The 14,805-nt window shown below is 65.7% G+C and carries 16 protein-coding genes; 11 read left to right on the top strand and 5 right to left on the bottom strand.

The genetic code is table 11. The features are described from left to right. Positions 1–7: 7 nt before the first annotated feature. From OCH7691_RS00940 to OCH7691_RS00930, 3 genes are all read right to left on the bottom strand, one after another. Positions 8–1,399, bottom strand: coding sequence for a TRAP transporter large permease (locus OCH7691_RS00940; RefSeq protein ID WP_085881556.1), 1,392 nt, complete (start codon positions 1,397–1,399; stop codon positions 8–10). Next, positions 1,399–1,971, bottom strand: coding sequence for a TRAP transporter small permease subunit (locus tag OCH7691_RS00935; RefSeq protein WP_085881555.1), 573 nt, complete (start codon positions 1,969–1,971; stop codon positions 1,399–1,401). Before OCH7691_RS00935 ends, OCH7691_RS00940 begins: the two co-directional genes overlap by 1 nt. Positions 1,972–2,191: 220 nt before the next feature. Further along, on the bottom strand, positions 2,192–2,848 hold the full coding sequence (locus tag OCH7691_RS00930) for a glutathione S-transferase family protein (protein ID WP_085881554.1): 657 nt from the start codon (positions 2,846–2,848) through the stop codon (positions 2,192–2,194). A 140-nt stretch (positions 2,849–2,988) separates the two neighbouring features. Here OCH7691_RS00930 and OCH7691_RS00925 point away from each other — a divergent pair, with 140 nt between their 5' ends. Further along, on the top strand, positions 2,989–3,435 hold the full coding sequence (locus tag OCH7691_RS00925) for a MarR family winged helix-turn-helix transcriptional regulator (RefSeq protein WP_085881553.1): 447 nt from the start codon (positions 2,989–2,991) through the stop codon (positions 3,433–3,435). 109 nt (positions 3,436–3,544) lie between these two features. Here the strand turns inward: OCH7691_RS00925 and OCH7691_RS22820 are convergent, their stop codons facing one another. After that, positions 3,545–3,769, bottom strand: coding sequence for a hypothetical protein (locus tag OCH7691_RS22820; RefSeq protein WP_139839474.1), 225 nt, complete (start codon positions 3,767–3,769; stop codon positions 3,545–3,547). A gap of 124 nt (positions 3,770–3,893) precedes the next feature. On the opposite strand from OCH7691_RS22820, the gene OCH7691_RS00920 reads away from it, so the two are divergent. The 10 genes from OCH7691_RS00920 to OCH7691_RS00875 all read left to right on the top strand — a co-directional run bounded on the left by OCH7691_RS00920 (position 3,894) and on the right by OCH7691_RS00875 (position 13,167). Next, entirely contained in the window at positions 3,894–5,087 is a 1,194-nt protein-coding gene (locus OCH7691_RS00920) for a potassium/proton antiporter (RefSeq protein ID WP_085881552.1), read from the top strand. 18 nt (positions 5,088–5,105) lie between these two features. Further along, on the top strand, positions 5,106–5,528 hold the full coding sequence (locus OCH7691_RS00915) for a CopD family protein (protein ID WP_085881551.1): 423 nt from the start codon (positions 5,106–5,108) through the stop codon (positions 5,526–5,528). Positions 5,529–5,653: 125 nt separating this feature from the next. Continuing rightward, positions 5,654–6,889, top strand: coding sequence for a hypothetical protein (locus OCH7691_RS00910; protein WP_085881550.1), 1,236 nt, complete (start codon positions 5,654–5,656; stop codon positions 6,887–6,889). Positions 6,890–6,936: 47 nt separating this feature from the next. Beyond that, positions 6,937–7,293: a TraR/DksA family transcriptional regulator gene (locus OCH7691_RS00905; RefSeq protein WP_085881549.1), complete on the top strand. Its 357-nt coding sequence runs from the start codon at positions 6,937–6,939 to the stop codon at positions 7,291–7,293. Positions 7,294–7,389: 96 nt separating this feature from the next. After that, complete coding sequence (locus tag OCH7691_RS00900) at positions 7,390–8,151, top strand: VOC family protein (protein ID WP_176244882.1); 762 nt, start codon at positions 7,390–7,392, stop codon at positions 8,149–8,151. Between the two features lie 26 nt (positions 8,152–8,177). Next, positions 8,178–8,915, top strand: coding sequence for an SDR family NAD(P)-dependent oxidoreductase (locus OCH7691_RS00895; RefSeq protein ID WP_085881547.1), 738 nt, complete (start codon positions 8,178–8,180; stop codon positions 8,913–8,915). After that, on the top strand, positions 8,912–9,664 hold the full coding sequence (locus OCH7691_RS00890) for an SDR family NAD(P)-dependent oxidoreductase (protein WP_085881546.1): 753 nt from the start codon (positions 8,912–8,914) through the stop codon (positions 9,662–9,664). Before OCH7691_RS00895 ends, OCH7691_RS00890 begins: the two co-directional genes overlap by 4 nt. Before the next feature lie 50 nt (positions 9,665–9,714). Next, positions 9,715–10,515, top strand: coding sequence for an enoyl-CoA hydratase/isomerase family protein (locus OCH7691_RS00885; RefSeq protein ID WP_085881545.1), 801 nt, complete (start codon positions 9,715–9,717; stop codon positions 10,513–10,515). Positions 10,516–10,533: 18 nt separating this feature from the next. Next, positions 10,534–12,354 carry an acyclic terpene utilization AtuA family protein gene (locus tag OCH7691_RS00880; RefSeq protein ID WP_085881544.1) on the top strand — a complete coding sequence of 607 codons (1,821 nt, stop codon included), beginning with the start codon at positions 10,534–10,536 and terminating at the stop codon, positions 12,352–12,354. A gap of 171 nt (positions 12,355–12,525) precedes the next feature. Continuing rightward, complete coding sequence (locus tag OCH7691_RS00875; RefSeq protein WP_139839473.1) at positions 12,526–13,167, top strand: hypothetical protein; 642 nt, start codon at positions 12,526–12,528, stop codon at positions 13,165–13,167. Positions 13,168–13,218: 51 nt separating this feature from the next. Here OCH7691_RS00875 and OCH7691_RS00870 read toward each other — a convergent pair whose 3' ends face one another. Beyond that, the gene (locus OCH7691_RS00870; RefSeq protein WP_085881542.1) at positions 13,219–14,772 is read right to left on the bottom strand and encodes a long-chain-fatty-acid--CoA ligase; all 1,554 of its coding nucleotides are present in this window, start codon (positions 14,770–14,772) and stop codon (positions 13,219–13,221) included. Between the last annotated feature and the right edge of the window lie 33 nt (positions 14,773–14,805).

Genomic DNA, 14,805 nt, shown 5'->3' with positions numbered 1-14,805 from the left:
GGGTTTCCTAGCCCGCCACCACCCGCGGCAGCCAGGTAACGATGCCCGGAAAGATGAACAGCGTCGCGATGGCGACGATCTGCAGCGCGACGAAGGGCAGGATGCCCTTGTAGATCGCCGAGGTCGGCAGCTCCGCCGGGGCCACGCCGCGCAGGTAGAACAGCGCGAAACCGAAAGGTGGCGTGAGGAACGAGGTCTGCAGGTTCACACCCACGATCACGCCCAGCCAGACCGGATCGACGTCGAGGGCCAACAGGATCGGCGCGGTGATCGGGATGACGATGAAGATGATCTCGAAGGTGTCCAGGATGAACCCGAGAACGAACATGATCGCCATCACGACGGCGACCGCCGCGACCTGACCGCCGGGCAGGTTGCCGAGGAACTCGTGCACCAGGTTGTCGCCGCCCATCAGGCGGAAGACCACCGAGAAGACCGAGGCGCCGAGCAGGATGACGAAGACCATGCTGGTGATGGTCGCCGTCGACACGACCGTTTCCCGCAGCACCTCGAAGGACAGGCGCCAGCGCAGGGCTGCGAGGATCATGGCGCCGATCGCGCCGACCGATGCGGCCTCGGTCGGGGTCGCGATGCCGCCCAGAATGGAGCCCAGTACGGCGAGGATCAGCAGCAGCGGCGGGACCAGCGCGGTCAGGACCTCGCGGAAGAGATTGCCCTCGTCCTCCGGCGGCGCCGGCACCGCGGGACATGATTCCGGGTTGATCGTCGCCTTGAAGGCCGTATACGCTAGATAAAGCCCGACAAGCAGCATTCCGGGCAGCAGGGCCCCGGCGAACAGGTCCCCGACCGACACCGGCACCGGCGCGAAATTGCCCTTGGCCATCTGCACCTGGGAATTGATCCCCGACAGCATGTCGCCCATGAAGATCAGGACCGTGGACGGCGGCACGATCTGCCCCAGCGTGCCGCTGGCGCAGATCACCCCGGTCGCGAGGCGTGGGTCGTAGCCGGCACGCAACATGGCCGGCAGCGAGATCAGCCCCATGGTCACGACGGTCGCCCCGACGACCCCGGTCGAGGCGGCCAGCAGCGCGCCGACGATGATGACCGAGAAGCCGAGTCCGCCCCGCAGGTTGCCGAACAGCTTGCCCATGGTCAGCAGCAACTGCTCCGCGATGTTGGAGCGTTCCAGCATCACGCCCATGAAGATGAACAGCGGCACCGCGACCAGTACCTCGTTGGTCATGAAGCCGATGTAGCGGTTGGGCAGGGAGCCGAAATTGGACAGGTCGAAGACCCCGAAAGCCAGGCCGACCAGGCCGAACATCAGCGATACACCGGCCAGCGTGAAGGCCACGGGGAAGCCCAGCAGCAGAAAACCGATGATACCGAAGAACATCAGTCCCGAAAGCAACTCTCCGATCACTGCCGCTTCCATCAGAGTACCGCTCCCGCTTCGGGTTTCTCGGGCGCGGAATACTGCATGCGCGGTGGCACCAGGTCGGATCGTCCCGCCAGTATGAGGATCGAGCGCAGGGCCATGGCGACACCCTGAAGTGCCAGCAGGGCGGCGAAGCCGATGATGAAGGACTTGAGGATGAAAAGCCCCGGCATGCCGCCCACGTTCGCCGACGCCTCGAAGTAGGTCCAGGCGCGGCGGACAAACGGCATGGAGTAGCTGTAGACGATCCAGGTGAAGGGCAGCAGGAAGGCGCAGACGCCGATGAGATCGACCACCGCCTTGCGCCGGATGCTCGCGGGCCGATAGAAAATGTCGACCCGGACGTGATCGTCCCGCAGCAATGCGAATCCGGCCACAGCAGTGAACATCGCGCCATTCAGCCAGATATAGAGATCCTGCATCCAGACATAGCTGGTCGCGAAGACATAGCGCTGCACCACCACGGTAAAGCAAACCGCGACGATACCGAGCGACAACCACGAAAACAGCTTTCCGATCCCGAGATTGATCAGGCTGATGAACTGAATGCAGCTTGCGACGGCCCGCATGCTTCCCCTCCCCCTTCTTTTCCGCGTGCAGCTTTCTAACGGATCGCCGCGTATTGCAACCCCCTACGGCAACCGCCCCGTGTCGGGGCGGGTTTGCGACATCGCGCAAACGTTACTCGCAACACATTCCGCAGCCTTCCGGCCAGCCGGATGGCGCCGGAGTAAAAATCATGATCTCGGCCTTGTCAGCACAAATCGTTGCGAGACGCGGCCGGCGAGGTCAGGTCATGAGCGCGCTGAGATGGGAACCTCGTCGGACGAGGAAGTCCCGAAGCCGTTCGGGATAGTCGGTGGTGACCGCGCCGGCGATCGACGGACGCGCGGCGAGCGCCCGGCGCCAGCGCCCGATCCGGGGCCTGTTGGCGAGAATGCCGAAGTCGCCGATTGTCTCGAAGGTGTCGAAATAGCGGAAGACCGGTCCGAAGACCGCGTCGACGAGACTGAAGGTCGTGCCGGCGAACCAGGGGTCGTCATCCAACTCGTCTTCGAGCCGGGCGAACTTTTCCGTCAGCCCGTCAGTCCTGGCGCGGAAGGCGCCCTCGTCCCTGGCCGAATAGAATCCGGCAATGTCGTTAAGCACGGTCGAACCGAATTCGATCCATGCCCGGTGGCGCGCCCGATCGAGCGGATCGGCGGGGTGGAGCCGATTGGGTTGAGTTTCCTCGAGATACTCGAGGATCACGGCCGATTCGAAGATCGGGGTGCCGTCGACCAGCAGCACCGGCGTCTTGCCGAGGGGTGACACATCGCGGAACCAGGCGGGCTTGTTCGCGAGGTCGATGTAGGTCCGCTCGAACTGCACCCCCTTTTCGGTGAGGGCGATCACCGCGCGCTGTACGTAGGGGCAGAGATGATGACTCATCAGTTCCAGGGTCATGGATCGTCTCCGTTTGTCGGCGCGGCAACGCGGAAGCCAGCGCCAAGGTGAATGCAATTGCATCGACATCATCTCGATATGGAAGCCGCGCGCGGCATGTCAATCTTGATGCAAGTGCATCTTTCTGCTATCCGGAGACCATGACCGTCCCGCGCCCTGAAACGATTGCCGCCTGGACGGCGCTGCAGACGGCGAGCCGTGTCCTGCTCGAACGGGTCGAGGGGGCATTGAAGGCGGCGGGGTTGCCGCCGCTTGCCTGGTACGATGCACTGCTGGAAATCGAGAGGGCCGGAGCGGACGGTATTCGTCCCTTCGCGTTGAAGGAGCGGCTGCTGCTGCCCCAGTACGGAATGTCCCGCCTTCTCGACCGTATCGCCGCCGCCGGCCTGATCGAGAAGCGAAACTGTGCGGAAGACGGCCGCGGCCTGCTGGTCCGGATCACCCCCGCCGGGCGACGGGCGCGACGATCGATGTGGCCGATCTATGGCGCCGAGCTTGCCAGGCAATTCGAAACGGTCTTCTCGGGGGAAGAACTCGAATGTCTTGCGCGGCTCCTGTGGAAGGCGAAATCGGGCGTTTCAGGTTGACCGGGGGGCGGAGTGCCGTGTCTGGGAAAACAGGGTTGCCCGTGTTACGCCTGCGGCCAAATCGACATGACGGTGAGGTAGAGATATGTCCAGGGTATATTTCGGCAAGTCATCGCGCTTCGAACTCATCATTATCTGTTTCTGATAAAATTTTTCCAAAAGAATTTGTCGTTTTGTATTTTCCATTTTCGACCTCGGGAAACTCGACAGCCGGATTGCCCCGATTTTTACCCGTCTTGGATTCTTCAGCCTTACAGTCGGCGATATGCCTTTGAATTCTGCTGAACTCGATCATATTTTCCTTCAGTGAGGTGATCTCCGCAGAGCGCAGCATGGTTCGTTACGGGTTCCGTCGATGTGATCCGGGACAGGCGCTTCGACAGGGACTTGCGACGAAGCTAGCACCAGACCGGATACGATGACGACAGGGGATTCCATGACTGTATCTGCGGGCTGAGATGGAGCAGGTCCTACTATTCGTCTGTCTCCTCATTTTCATGGGATTTCTTCTTATCCCCGTGTCCCGGAAACTTGGGGCGCCGATACTTCTGCTCGTGTTGCTGGGCGGCATGCTGGTCGGCGAGGATGGTCCGGGCCAGGTACGCTTCGACGATTTTTCCGCCGCCTATGCGTTGGGGAGCATCGCGCTTGCCGTGATCCTGTTCGCGGGCGGACTCGAAACCGATATCCGGAAGCTGCGGGGGGCCCGGATACCGTCGCTCCTGCTCGCGACCCTTGGTGTGATAGGGACCGCCGGCATCGTCGGCGTTGCCGCGAGTTTCATTCTGGACATGCCGCTGGAGCAGGGCCTGCTGCTGGGCGCGGTGGTCGGATCGACCGACGCGGCCGCGACCTTCCTGCTGATCCAGCAGGGCCGCATCGGCCTGCCGCCGCGCCTGCAGAACACGCTGGTCCTCGAATCCGGCCTCAACGATCCGATGGCGATCTTCCTGACCATCGCGCTGACCTCTCTCGTCAACCTGGGCGAAGGCTTCTCGCTCGGCGCGCTCGGCGGCTTCCTGCCGCTGCTCGTCCTGCAGATCGGGCTCGGTACCGTCGCCGGGCTGGCCGGCGGCTGGGCGCTCACCTATCTGCTCGACAATCTCACGCTCCCCGACGGGCTCTATCCGCCGATGGCGCTCGCCGGCGCGCTCAGCCTCTATGCCCTGACAGCCGTCATGGGCGGCAGCGGCTTCCTGGCGATCTACCTCTGCGGACTGGTGCTCGCGGCGCGCCTGAAGACGCCGATCGGGCGGGTGCGAAATTTCTGCGAGGGCCTGCAATGGCTCAGCCAGATCGCGCTCTTCCTCATGCTCGGCCTGCTGGTGACGCCAAGCGCGCTTGTCGACATGCTGCCACAGGCTCTCGCCGTTTCGGTCGTCCTGATGCTCGTGGCGCGTCCGCTTGCCGTGATGACCTGTGTTGTACCGTTCCGCTTTCCGATGCGCGAACAGCTTTATCTGAGCTGGGTCGGGTTGCGCGGCGCCGTGCCGATCTTCCTCGCCATCGTCCCGGTGATCACGCCCGGACCGATCACCGTGGAATTCTTCAATATCGTCTTCGTCATCGTTGCCGCTTCCCTGGTCTTCCAGGGCTGGACGGTCGCCCCGTCCGCGCGTTGGCTCGGCATCGCCTCGAAAGACGGCTCCTGAGCCATCGGAGATATTGCCATGTCGCTCTATTTTCTCGTCAAGGCGATCCATATCGCGGCCGTCATCACCTGGATCGGCGGCATGGTCGCGAACGGCATCGCGCTCAGGCTCGCCACGGCCGTTCCGGGTGACGGCCGCGCGGCGATGCTTTCCGGTGTCGCCCGTTGGGACCGCCGGGTTACCTCGCCTGCGATGGGACTCGTCTGGCTGCTCGGCATCACGATGGCAGTCTGGTCGGACTGGCTCACATCGCCCTGGCTCTGGGTCAAGGTTGCCATCGTCATCGGAGTCTCGACACTGCATGGCATGCAGGCAGGCAATCTGCGCCGGCTGGCCGGCAAGCCGGAGGGAAGCGTATCGGGGCCGCTCCGCATCTCGGCGCCGCTCGCCCTTGCGGCGGTGCTGCTGGTCGTTCTGCTCGCGGTGACCAAGCCGTTCTAGGGCTGGCTTGCGGACCGGCCGGCTGCCGGACGCTTCCGATTTGCATCCGTTTCCCATAATCTTCCGTCGTTCTGCGCCACGCGGTCATTGCAACGACTGAGCATGAAGGATCCGGAGGCCGTATCATGACCAACCCGCTGCGGCGGCTGTTCGATCCCGGTGACTGGATTGCCATGAAGCCGGCACTCGATCCGGCCGCCTCGATCATCTCGCTCGATTTCACGCCGTCCCGGGGCGAGATCCAACTCCGCCTGATCGTCGGGACGGTCGTGCTGGCGATCGCGGCGACGGTCATCCATTTCTTCGGTGATGGTGACATCCTGACGCTGGTCATGGGAGGGTTCGGCTTTTTCGCCCTCGTCAATCTTGTCCTGGGGCTGATACAGAGCCGCTTCACGATGCAGATGACGATGACTGGCGACAGCGTCCATGTCCGGACGCGCAGCCTGTTCCGCAACAATGCTTGGCAGGAGCGGATCGCCAACTATCGCGGCGTCCTGCTCCGCGAGGCCCATGTCCGTGACCAGGGAGTCGGCAACATCCCGAGCACGAAGACCTACCAGGTGATCGAGTTGCTGCACGACGATCCGGCGCGGACCCTGCCGCTCCATGTGAGCGAGGATGTCTCGCCGCCGTCGGACATCCACCAGGCCTTTGCCGACCGCTTCGGCTTGCCGGCGTTGTTGCCGGACAGCGGCGATCTGATTGCGACCGGCGCCGACAGCGATCCGCGCACGGGCGACGGCGGGGCCGTGCCGGCGCCCGCGTCCGATCCCGGGCGCCCGCCCGCCGGCATTCGGCTGCGCGATCGGGGCGGGGTCACGCGGATTACGGTCGGCGGCGGGCTGGCCGTGGCGGTATCGCGCTTCCTGATGATCTTCGGGGTGCCGGCGACCTTCGGCTGGATCGTCTGGAATATCGAGCCGGAGGTCGCCCCCTACATCTTCGGCGCGATACTTGCCCTGATGCTGCTGGTGTTCGGGGTCGGCGCGCTGCTCAACCGGCGTGACGACCAGTCCGATCGGGGGATCGAGATCGACGGCGAGACGGTCCGCGTGATCGTCCCGGACATGAAACGGTCGGCGCTCGCCGAGGCGACGCTGGAACAGTTTCAACGAGTCGCGGGCGCTGCCGACGCTGAGCCGGCCCATCCGGTACGGGAGATGGCGCTCGGTTCTGTCCGCAGGATCCGGGTCGACAGCTATACCGCCCACCGGTCCCGGGACAGGGGCGGCGGCACCGTTCATCCTCGGCTGCTGATCGAGGGCGACGGTGAGCGGATGGCGCTGATCGGCAGCCAGTTCGACAACCGCAAGCTTGAGTGGATCCGGGATTTCCTGCGCCATCGTCTCAACCGCTGAGCGTACAATCTTTGGCAGCTGCCGCGTTCGCGGGTTAGAATGCCGTCATGGATGCGAAGGCAATCGAGGAATATCGTCGCCTGCTGCTCGCCCGTCGGGCCGAGCTGGAGGGCCTCAGTGCGTCGTCCTCGTCGTCGCGTGCTGCCGTCGAGCTCGACCAGTCGAAAGTCGGACGCCTGTCGCGCATGGACGCCCTGCAGGGGCAGGCCATGGCCCAGGCAACGGAGGAACGGCGGCGGAACGAGCGTCACAGGATCGAGGCGGCGCTGGCCCGCATGGGCGAGGACGAATACGGGTACTGCCAGCGCTGCGGCGAGGAAATCGCCGCCGCCCGGCTTCGCCTCGACCCGGCAACGCCGCTATGTGTCGATTGCGCGAATTCCGTCGCCCGTGCGGAATTGTGACGTTCGGCACCGCCTGACCCATTTCCGACACTTGCTAGAGGTTCATGCCCGCAAGTAGGGTTTCAGGCAAACGAGCGTTTGGGGGGATCCATGCGAATGAGACAAGTAGTGTTCGTCGCGGGCGCACTGCAGCCGGCGGTGGACGAATTGCGGGACGTGCTCGGCCTCGACATCTGTTTCAGGGACCCCGGCGTCGCGGAGTTCGGGCTCGAGAATGCCCTGCTGCCGGTCAATGGAAACTTCCTTGAAGTCGTTTCACCAACGAAGGAGGGAACGACCGCCGGCCGTTACCTGGAGCGGCGGGGCGGTGCCGGCGGCTACATGCTGCTGTTCCAGTGCGACGATGCGGCCGCCGTGCGCGAACGTTTGCTGGCGAAGGGGCTGCGGGCCGTCTGGTGCCATGACGAGCCGGATTGTGTCGCCACCCATTACCACCCTCAGGATCTGCCGGGGGCCATCGTCTCCATCGATTCGATGTCCCACGCCGGTGACTGGCACAAGGAACTGGCCGACTGGAAGTGGGCGGGTCCGGCGTGGCGCCAGCATGTCGCGACCGAGCGCGTTCAGGCGCTCGCCGCAGTCGAGATCCGGGCCGAGGATCCGGGCGCGCTCGGCGCGCGCTGGTCGGACGTCTTCGAACGTCCGCTCGGCCGTTCGGCAAACGGTGCGCCGGCTATCGCCTTCGACAATATCACGGTCCGGTTCGTCGAAGCCCAGGATGAGAGCTGTCACGGCATCACCGGTGTCGATATCCTGCCGCAGGACCGCAACGCGATCCTCGCGGCGGCCGAGGCCAGGGGGCTGCGGACCGGCGACAACCAGATGCGCCTCGCCGGGGTCACCGTTACCCTGATCTGAGTGCGACCCGACAGGGGGAGAGGCCGATGGATATGCGTCTCGACTTCACTGGCAGGACGGCGCTCGTCGTGGGCGGGTCCAGCGGCATCGGCAACGGCATCGCGCTGGCTTTCCGGACCGCTGGCGCCGATGTTCATGTCTGGGGAACCCGGCCGTCCGCGGCCGACTATGCGGGCGAGGAGGGTGCCGACCTCGAGGGTCTCGCCTATGATCGGGTCGACGTCTCCGACGCCGATGCGGTCGCGGCCGCGGCGCGCGGTTTTTCCCGGCTCGACATCCTCGTGCTCTCGCAGGGCACCGTTCTTTACGACCGGGCGGAATTCGCTATCGAGGGCTTTCGCAAGGTTGTCGAGGTCAATCTCAACAGCCTGATGGCTTGCGCCGCCGCGTTCCACGATCTGCTCGCCGCCGCGCGGGGCTCGCTGATCATTGTCAGTTCGACCGCCGCTTTTCATGCAACGCGCGGCAACCCGGCCTACAACGCCTCGAAAACCGGCGCCTACGGGCTGACACGCACCCTCGGCCAGGCCTGGGCCGGCGACGGCATCCGGGTGAACGGCATCGCACCCGGTTTCGTCGATACCAAGCTCACCAGGGTGACGACCGGGAACCCGAGGCGGCTGGAACAGACGTTGCGGCAGATTCCCGTTGGTCGGCTGGGCACGCCGGCGGACATGGGCCATGTCGCGCTCTTCCTTGCCTCGCCGATGGCCGGCTACGTCGTCGGCCAGACGATCTCCGTCGACGGCGGACTGGTCCTGTGAGCGGAACCGGGTCGAGCGGCCGACTGGCCGGGCGGCGGACGATCGTGACCGGCGCCGCGTCCGGGATCGGGCTCGCATCGGCCCGGCTGTTCGCCGCAGAGGGGGCAATGGTGCTGGCCGTCGACCGGCCCGGCGCACCGCTTCCGGAAGCCGAGGACGGCATCCTCGGCTTTCCGATGGATGTTGCCGCACCCGGCGCGGCAGAAGCGATCGTGGGCATGGCCGAAACGCGCTTCGGCGGCCTCGATATCCTGTTCAACAACGCCGGTATCTCGCGGCACGCGATGGCGGCCGAACTTACCGATGCGGACTGGGACGAGACGCTGGCGGTCAATCTCTCCGCCCAGTTCCGCCTTGCCCGTGCGGCGATCGATGCGCTCAGGCAATCCAGCGCGCCACGCATCATCAATACCGCGTCGGTCATGGCGCGGATGACCGATTACGGCCTCGTCGCCTATTGCGCGTCCAAATCCGGCGTCGCCGGCATGACCCGGGCGCTCGCCCTCGATCTCGGCAAGTACGGAATCACCGTCAATCACATCGAACCCGGGGCGATCCTGACCGGGATGACGGAGACAACCCTCTCTCAGCCCGACATCGCGGCGATCTGGGCAAAGAAGGCGGCACTCCGCCGGCTCGGCGCGCCCGAGGATATCGCCCGGGCGGCGCTTTTCCTCGCGTCCGACGATTCGGCCTTCGTGACCGGTCACGGCCTTGTCGTCGACGGGGGCCTGACGCTTCGAACCTGAACAGGCTAGTCTGGCCGGATGTGCCGGCCATCGTGCAATGGGAGTGTTGAATGCCCGCCTATGAAACCATCCGCCTGGAGATCGCCGACGGCATCGCCACGCTGACCCTCGACCGGCCGAAGGCGAAGAACGCCCTCGACCTGGTGATGCGGGGCGAGCTTCGCGACGCCGTCGACCGGCTCGACACCGACACCGACATCCGGGCAATCGTCTTCACCGGGGCGGGCGGCGACTTCTGTTCCGGGGGCGATCTGAAGTCGATGCAGGACAAGCGCTCTGCCAATGACGGACGGCGACGGCTGCGCGGCGGCATCGACTGGATCGTTCGCTTCATGACCATCGACAAGCCGGTGATCGCCGCCGTGGACGGGGTCGCCTACGGTGCCGGGTTCAACCTCGCGCTGATGGCCGACTTCGTGCTCGCCACCCCGCGTGCCCGGTTCTGCCAGTCCTTCGGCAGGGTCGGCCTGGTGCCGGATTTCGCGGGCTTCTATTCCCTGCCGCGTATCGTCGGCATGCAGAAGGCGAAGGAACTGATCTTCTCTGCCCGGGAAATCGGCGCGGAAGAGGCGAAGGATCTCGGTCTCGTCTACGACATCGTTCCCGCTGAGGATCTGGCAGAGGCGGCGCGGGCGCTCGCCGGGCGCTTCCTCCATGCCTCGCCGGTGGCGATCGGCGTGGCGAAGGGAATCCTCAATCAGAGTTTCTCCTCCGACCTCCGGCAGATCCTCGAGATGGAAGCGTCCGGTCAGGGCATCTGCATGGAATCGGAAGCCCACCGGGAGGCCGTGCGCCGCTTCGTCGCCAAGGAGCCGGCGCGCTTCGTCTGGCCAAAGGCGACAGGGGGCTGACGGGAGGGTGCGCGCGCGATGACGGCGGAGCGGATCGTCCGGATCGGTGGGGCCTCGGGCTTCTGGGGCGACAGCGCCGTCGGCGCGCCGCAGCTCGTCCGCCGCGGCGAGGTCGATTATCTCGTCTTCGACTATCTCGCCGAGCTCACCATGTCGATCCTCGCCCGCATGCGCGCGAAGTCGCCGGACCAGGGTTACGCGGTCGATTTCGTCAACGTTGCCATGCGCTCGGTGCTGCGCGAGGTGGCGTCGGCCGGGATCCGCGTCCTTAGCAATGCCGGCGGGGTCAATCCGCGGGCCTGCGGCGCGGCACTGGCGGCGCTTGCGCGCGAGCTCGGCGTCGATTTGAGGATCGCCGTGGTCGAGGGCGACGACGTCATGCCGCTGCTGCCCGAGCTTCGCGACGGGATTGCCGAGATGGCCACCGGCGCGCCGCTGCCCGATGCGGTGATCAGCGCGAATGCCTATCTGGGGGCGCTGCCGGTCGCCCGGGCCCTGGCGGAGGGTGCGCAGGTCGTGATTACCGGGCGGTCCGTCGACAGTGCGCTGACCCTCGGTGCGCTGATCCACGAGTTCGGCTGGGCGGCAGATGACTACGACCGCCTGGCGGCAGGCAGCCTGGCCGGTCATATTCTTGAATGCGGCTGTCAGGCGACCGGCGGGTTGCACACCGACTGGGAGCAGGTCGAAGGCTGGGAGGATATCGGCTATCCGATCGCCGAATGCCGGGCCGACGGCCGCTTCGTGGTCACCAAGCCGGCCGGTACCGGGGGGCTCGTCACGCCCGCGGTCGTCGCCGAGCAGATGCTCTACGAGGTCGGAGATCCGGGCGCCTATATCCTGCCCGACGTGGTCTGCGATTTCCGTGCCGTGACGATGGAACAGGCGGGCGCCGACCGGGTGCTGGTCGCCGGCGCGCGGGGCTTGCCCCCGACCGCGACCTACAAGGTCTCCGCAACTTACCTGGACGGATATCGCGCGACGGCGCAACTCACCATTCTCGGCATCGACGCGGTCCGCAAGGCGGAGCGCACGGCAACGGCGATCCTCGACCGGACGCGGGCGCTGTTCCGCACGCTCAATCTCGGCGACTACAGCGCCAGCCATGTCGAGATCCTGGGCGGCGAGGCGGCGTACGGCCCGCACAGCCGGGCCCGCGACGCCCGGGAATGCGTGATGTGGCTTGCCGTCACCCATGACGACAGACAGGCGCTCGAGCTGTTCGTACGCGAGATCGCCCCGGCCGGAACCTCGTGGTCGCCGGGCACGACCGGCGCAGGCGGCGGCCGGCCGAAGGTGCAGCCGGTCGTCCGGCTCTTCTCCTTCCTGCTCGACAAGGCGACGATTGCGGTCACGGTGACAATGGACGGTGGCGGGTATCCGGTCGCACTCCCGGTCGCGGGCGGGTCCGCGATGGCGCGACCGGCGGACATCCCCGTCGTGACGCCCCGCGCAGCCGGGAAAGGGCCGACGGTGACGGTGCCGCTGATCGCGCTGGCCTGGGCGCGGAGTGGCGACAAGGGCGACAGCGCCAATATCGGGGTCATTGCCCGGCGCCCGGAGTTCCTGCCGCTGCTGAAACGCGAACTGACCGCGGCGCGGGTCGCCGCCTATTTCGCCCACCTGGTGGCCGGCGACGTGGAACGTTTCGACGTGCCGGGCGTACACGGCCTCAATTTCCTGATGCAGGGCGCACTCGGCGGCGGTGGCATGGCCTCGTTGCGTAACGACCCGCTGGGCAAGGGATTGGCGCAGATGCTGCTCGATATCCCGGTGTCCGTTCCGGCCGACTGGCCGGCGCGTTACACCCTCGAACGGGACCGCGCCAGCGCCGTGTGATCGGGGTCGATTCGTCGGATTTCTTGACAGATCCCGTTCGAACGATTCCAAACTGCCGGTTTAATCATTAATATTAACTAAGTCGAATTTGGCTTGTTTCTTGCGTCCGAGTCGGCACGGGGGAACGCTGCGGTTGGCGCCGCGCACCCTTACAATAACAAGGAGGCGAACATGAAGGCATTACGCGGACTTCTGGTCGGTGCGTTGGCGACGATGGCGATGGTAGGCACGGCGCATGCCGCGCTCGTCACCTTCGATTTCACCAGTTCGGGCCCGTTCGGGAACCAGGGTCAGAACCAGCATTCCTTCACCTACAGCCAGGGTGGGGCAAACCTCACGGTCGAGGCTTTCGCCACACCGGACTTCCTGACCACGGTCAACTCGGTCGACATCCGTACCAATGCCAACGGCCTCGGCGCGGAAGGCAACGGCAGCACGCAGATCAACAATCCGGGCGGGCTGCCGCCGACCGCCGAATGGCTGTCCTTCTTCACCGATCTCGGCAAGGTCGTCTCGGTCGATATCTGGCAGCTCAACAACGGTGAAGAGGCCGATTTCTGGGCGCAGCAGGCGGCCGATTTCTCCGGCGCCTTCACCTTCCTGGGCACGCTCGTCGGGTCGAGCGCGGTCAACCCGCAGAGCCAGGCCGTGGATCTTGCCGGCGCGCCGTGGCTCGTCGTCTCGACCGGCAATCCGGAAAGCGGTTTCCGGGTCGCCAGCGTGACCGTCGACGTGCCGGAGCCGATGTCGGCTCTGGTCTTCGGCTTCGCGCTCGCCGGTCTCGGCCTCGCATTGAGGCGCCGCGCGGCCTGATAGCCGGCCCCGGTTTCGGTCTGATTGTGAAGGGCGCCCTCGTGGCGCCCTTCATATTTCCCGGTCGCGACCCTGCCAGTAGGCATCCCGGATCACGGTCTTCTGGATCTTGCCGATCGCGGTCTTCGGGAAGGTCTCGACGAAGACGATCAGGCGCGGCCGCTTGAAGCGCGCCAGCCGGCTTGTGCAATGGGCTTCGAGTTCGCCGACGCTCGTGCCGGCGCCGCTTTTCAGCGCGACATGGGCGGCGGGGACCTCGCCGAAATGGTCGTCCGGAATGCCGAAGACGGCGCATTCGGCGACCGACGGATGTTCGTAGAGCGCGTTCTCGATTTCCTTCGGATAGATATTCTCGCCGCCGGAGATGATCATCTCCTTGGAGCGATCGATCAGCGTGACGAAGCCATCCGCGTCGATGGTCCCGAGGTCGCCCGACCAGCCCCATCCGTCGCCGTGACGGAAGAAGGCTGCGGTCTGCTCCGGCTCTCCGTAATATTCGATCATCAGGTTGTCGCCGCGCGAGACCAGTTCACCGATCTCGCCAGGCGGTACGGGCCGCCCGTCCGGATCGACGCAGGCGATGTCGGCGTTGAAGGGCATGCGGCCGACACTGCCGAGCTTCTCGGGAAGCCGCCAGTGGGGCAGGGCGGCGATCACCCCCATCTCCGACTGACCGTAGATCTGGGTCAGGCGGAGCCCGGGCAGCTTTTCCATCAGGGCACGTTGCACCCAATCCGGCATCGGCGCCCCGGCGAAAGAGAGCTTGCGCCAGCTTGCGAGTTCGGCGGCATCGAATTCGGCTGCCTGCACCAGCATCGTCGCCTGGGTCGGGACCATGAAGGCGGCCGTCACCCGGTCGCGCGCGACGAGTCGGCGGAAATCCGCGACGTCCCATTTCGCGAGCAGGCTGACGGTGGCGCCGACCAGGATTGCCGGCTGGAACATGATGTTGAGTGCCGCGACATGGAACATCGGCGTGACGATCGCCACCACGTCGCGGCTTTCCAGCCGCTCCTCGACGACGACCGTGTGCGCGGTGACCGCGCGGGCGCGATGGCTTACCAGAACGCCCTTGGGCCGGCCAGTCGTGCCGCCGGTATAGGTCATGCAGAACGGGTCGCGTTCGTCGATCGCGATCTTCGGCTCGTCGCCCGGGCGGCCTTTCAGCAGGTCGTCGAAACTGCGGGCGCCGCCCGCGAGGCGTCCGGATCGGCTGTCGCCGAGCACGACATAGTGGCGGATCCCGGGTAGCGCGTCGCGAACCTCGGCGACCTTCTCGGCGAACAGGTCCTCGAAGATCAGGACCTCCGCATCCGCCTTGTCGAGCACGTAGGCCAACTCGGCCGGCGCGTAGAGCACCGAGACATTGACCAGCACGGTGCCCGCCCGGGCGCTGCCGAAGAAGGCGATCGCGTACTCGGTCCGGTTCCGTGAGAGAATCGCGACCTTGGCGCCTTTCGCGAGTCCGAGGTCGAGGAGGGCATGGGCCAACCGGTTCGCGGCCGTGTCGAAGTCCCGATAGCGCAGCCGGCTCTCGCCCCAGATGACGGCGGTCTTGTCAGGAAAGCGCGCGGCCGAGCGCCGCAGCATGTCGCCGGTCAGCATGATCCCGGTTCCTCCCCCTTGTCCGTGTTCGTC

It is taken from the genome of Oceanibacterium hippocampi (assembly GCF_900172325.1).
In the GTDB taxonomy this organism is placed as follows: Bacteria; Pseudomonadota; Alphaproteobacteria; order Sneathiellales; family Sneathiellaceae; genus Oceanibacterium; species Oceanibacterium hippocampi.
The sequence above is the reverse complement of the archived record's forward strand: the minus strand, read 5'-3'. Positions and strand labels throughout refer to the sequence as shown.

What these genes read in the sequence shown, in the direction of transcription:
- OCH7691_RS00940 (WP_085881556.1), bottom strand. Translation starts at nt 1,399, where the DNA reads ATGGAAGCGGCAGTGATCGGAGAGTTGCTTTCGGGACTGATGTTCTTC.
- OCH7691_RS00935 (WP_085881555.1), bottom strand. Translation starts at nt 1,971, where the DNA reads ATGCGGGCCGTCGCAAGCTGCATTCAGTTCATCAGCCTGATCAATCTC.
- OCH7691_RS00930 (WP_085881554.1), bottom strand. Translation starts at nt 2,848, where the DNA reads ATGACCCTGGAACTGATGAGTCATCATCTCTGCCCCTACGTACAGCGC.
- OCH7691_RS00925 (WP_085881553.1), top strand. Translation starts at nt 2,989, where the DNA reads ATGACCGTCCCGCGCCCTGAAACGATTGCCGCCTGGACGGCGCTGCAG.
- OCH7691_RS22820 (WP_139839474.1), bottom strand. Translation starts at nt 3,769, where the DNA reads ATGCTGCGCTCTGCGGAGATCACCTCACTGAAGGAAAATATGATCGAG.
- OCH7691_RS00920 (WP_085881552.1), top strand. Translation starts at nt 3,894, where the DNA reads ATGGAGCAGGTCCTACTATTCGTCTGTCTCCTCATTTTCATGGGATTT.
- OCH7691_RS00915 (WP_085881551.1), top strand. Translation starts at nt 5,106, where the DNA reads ATGTCGCTCTATTTTCTCGTCAAGGCGATCCATATCGCGGCCGTCATC.
- OCH7691_RS00910 (WP_085881550.1), top strand. Translation starts at nt 5,654, where the DNA reads ATGACCAACCCGCTGCGGCGGCTGTTCGATCCCGGTGACTGGATTGCC.
- OCH7691_RS00905 (WP_085881549.1), top strand. Translation starts at nt 6,937, where the DNA reads ATGGATGCGAAGGCAATCGAGGAATATCGTCGCCTGCTGCTCGCCCGT.
- OCH7691_RS00900 (WP_176244882.1), top strand. Translation starts at nt 7,390, where the DNA reads ATGAGACAAGTAGTGTTCGTCGCGGGCGCACTGCAGCCGGCGGTGGAC.
- OCH7691_RS00895 (WP_085881547.1), top strand. Translation starts at nt 8,178, where the DNA reads ATGGATATGCGTCTCGACTTCACTGGCAGGACGGCGCTCGTCGTGGGC.
- OCH7691_RS00885 (WP_085881545.1), top strand. Translation starts at nt 9,715, where the DNA reads ATGCCCGCCTATGAAACCATCCGCCTGGAGATCGCCGACGGCATCGCC.
- OCH7691_RS00880 (WP_085881544.1), top strand. Translation starts at nt 10,534, where the DNA reads ATGACGGCGGAGCGGATCGTCCGGATCGGTGGGGCCTCGGGCTTCTGG.
- OCH7691_RS00875 (WP_139839473.1), top strand. Translation starts at nt 12,526, where the DNA reads ATGAAGGCATTACGCGGACTTCTGGTCGGTGCGTTGGCGACGATGGCG.
- OCH7691_RS00870 (WP_085881542.1), bottom strand. Translation starts at nt 14,772, where the DNA reads ATGCTGACCGGCGACATGCTGCGGCGCTCGGCCGCGCGCTTTCCTGAC.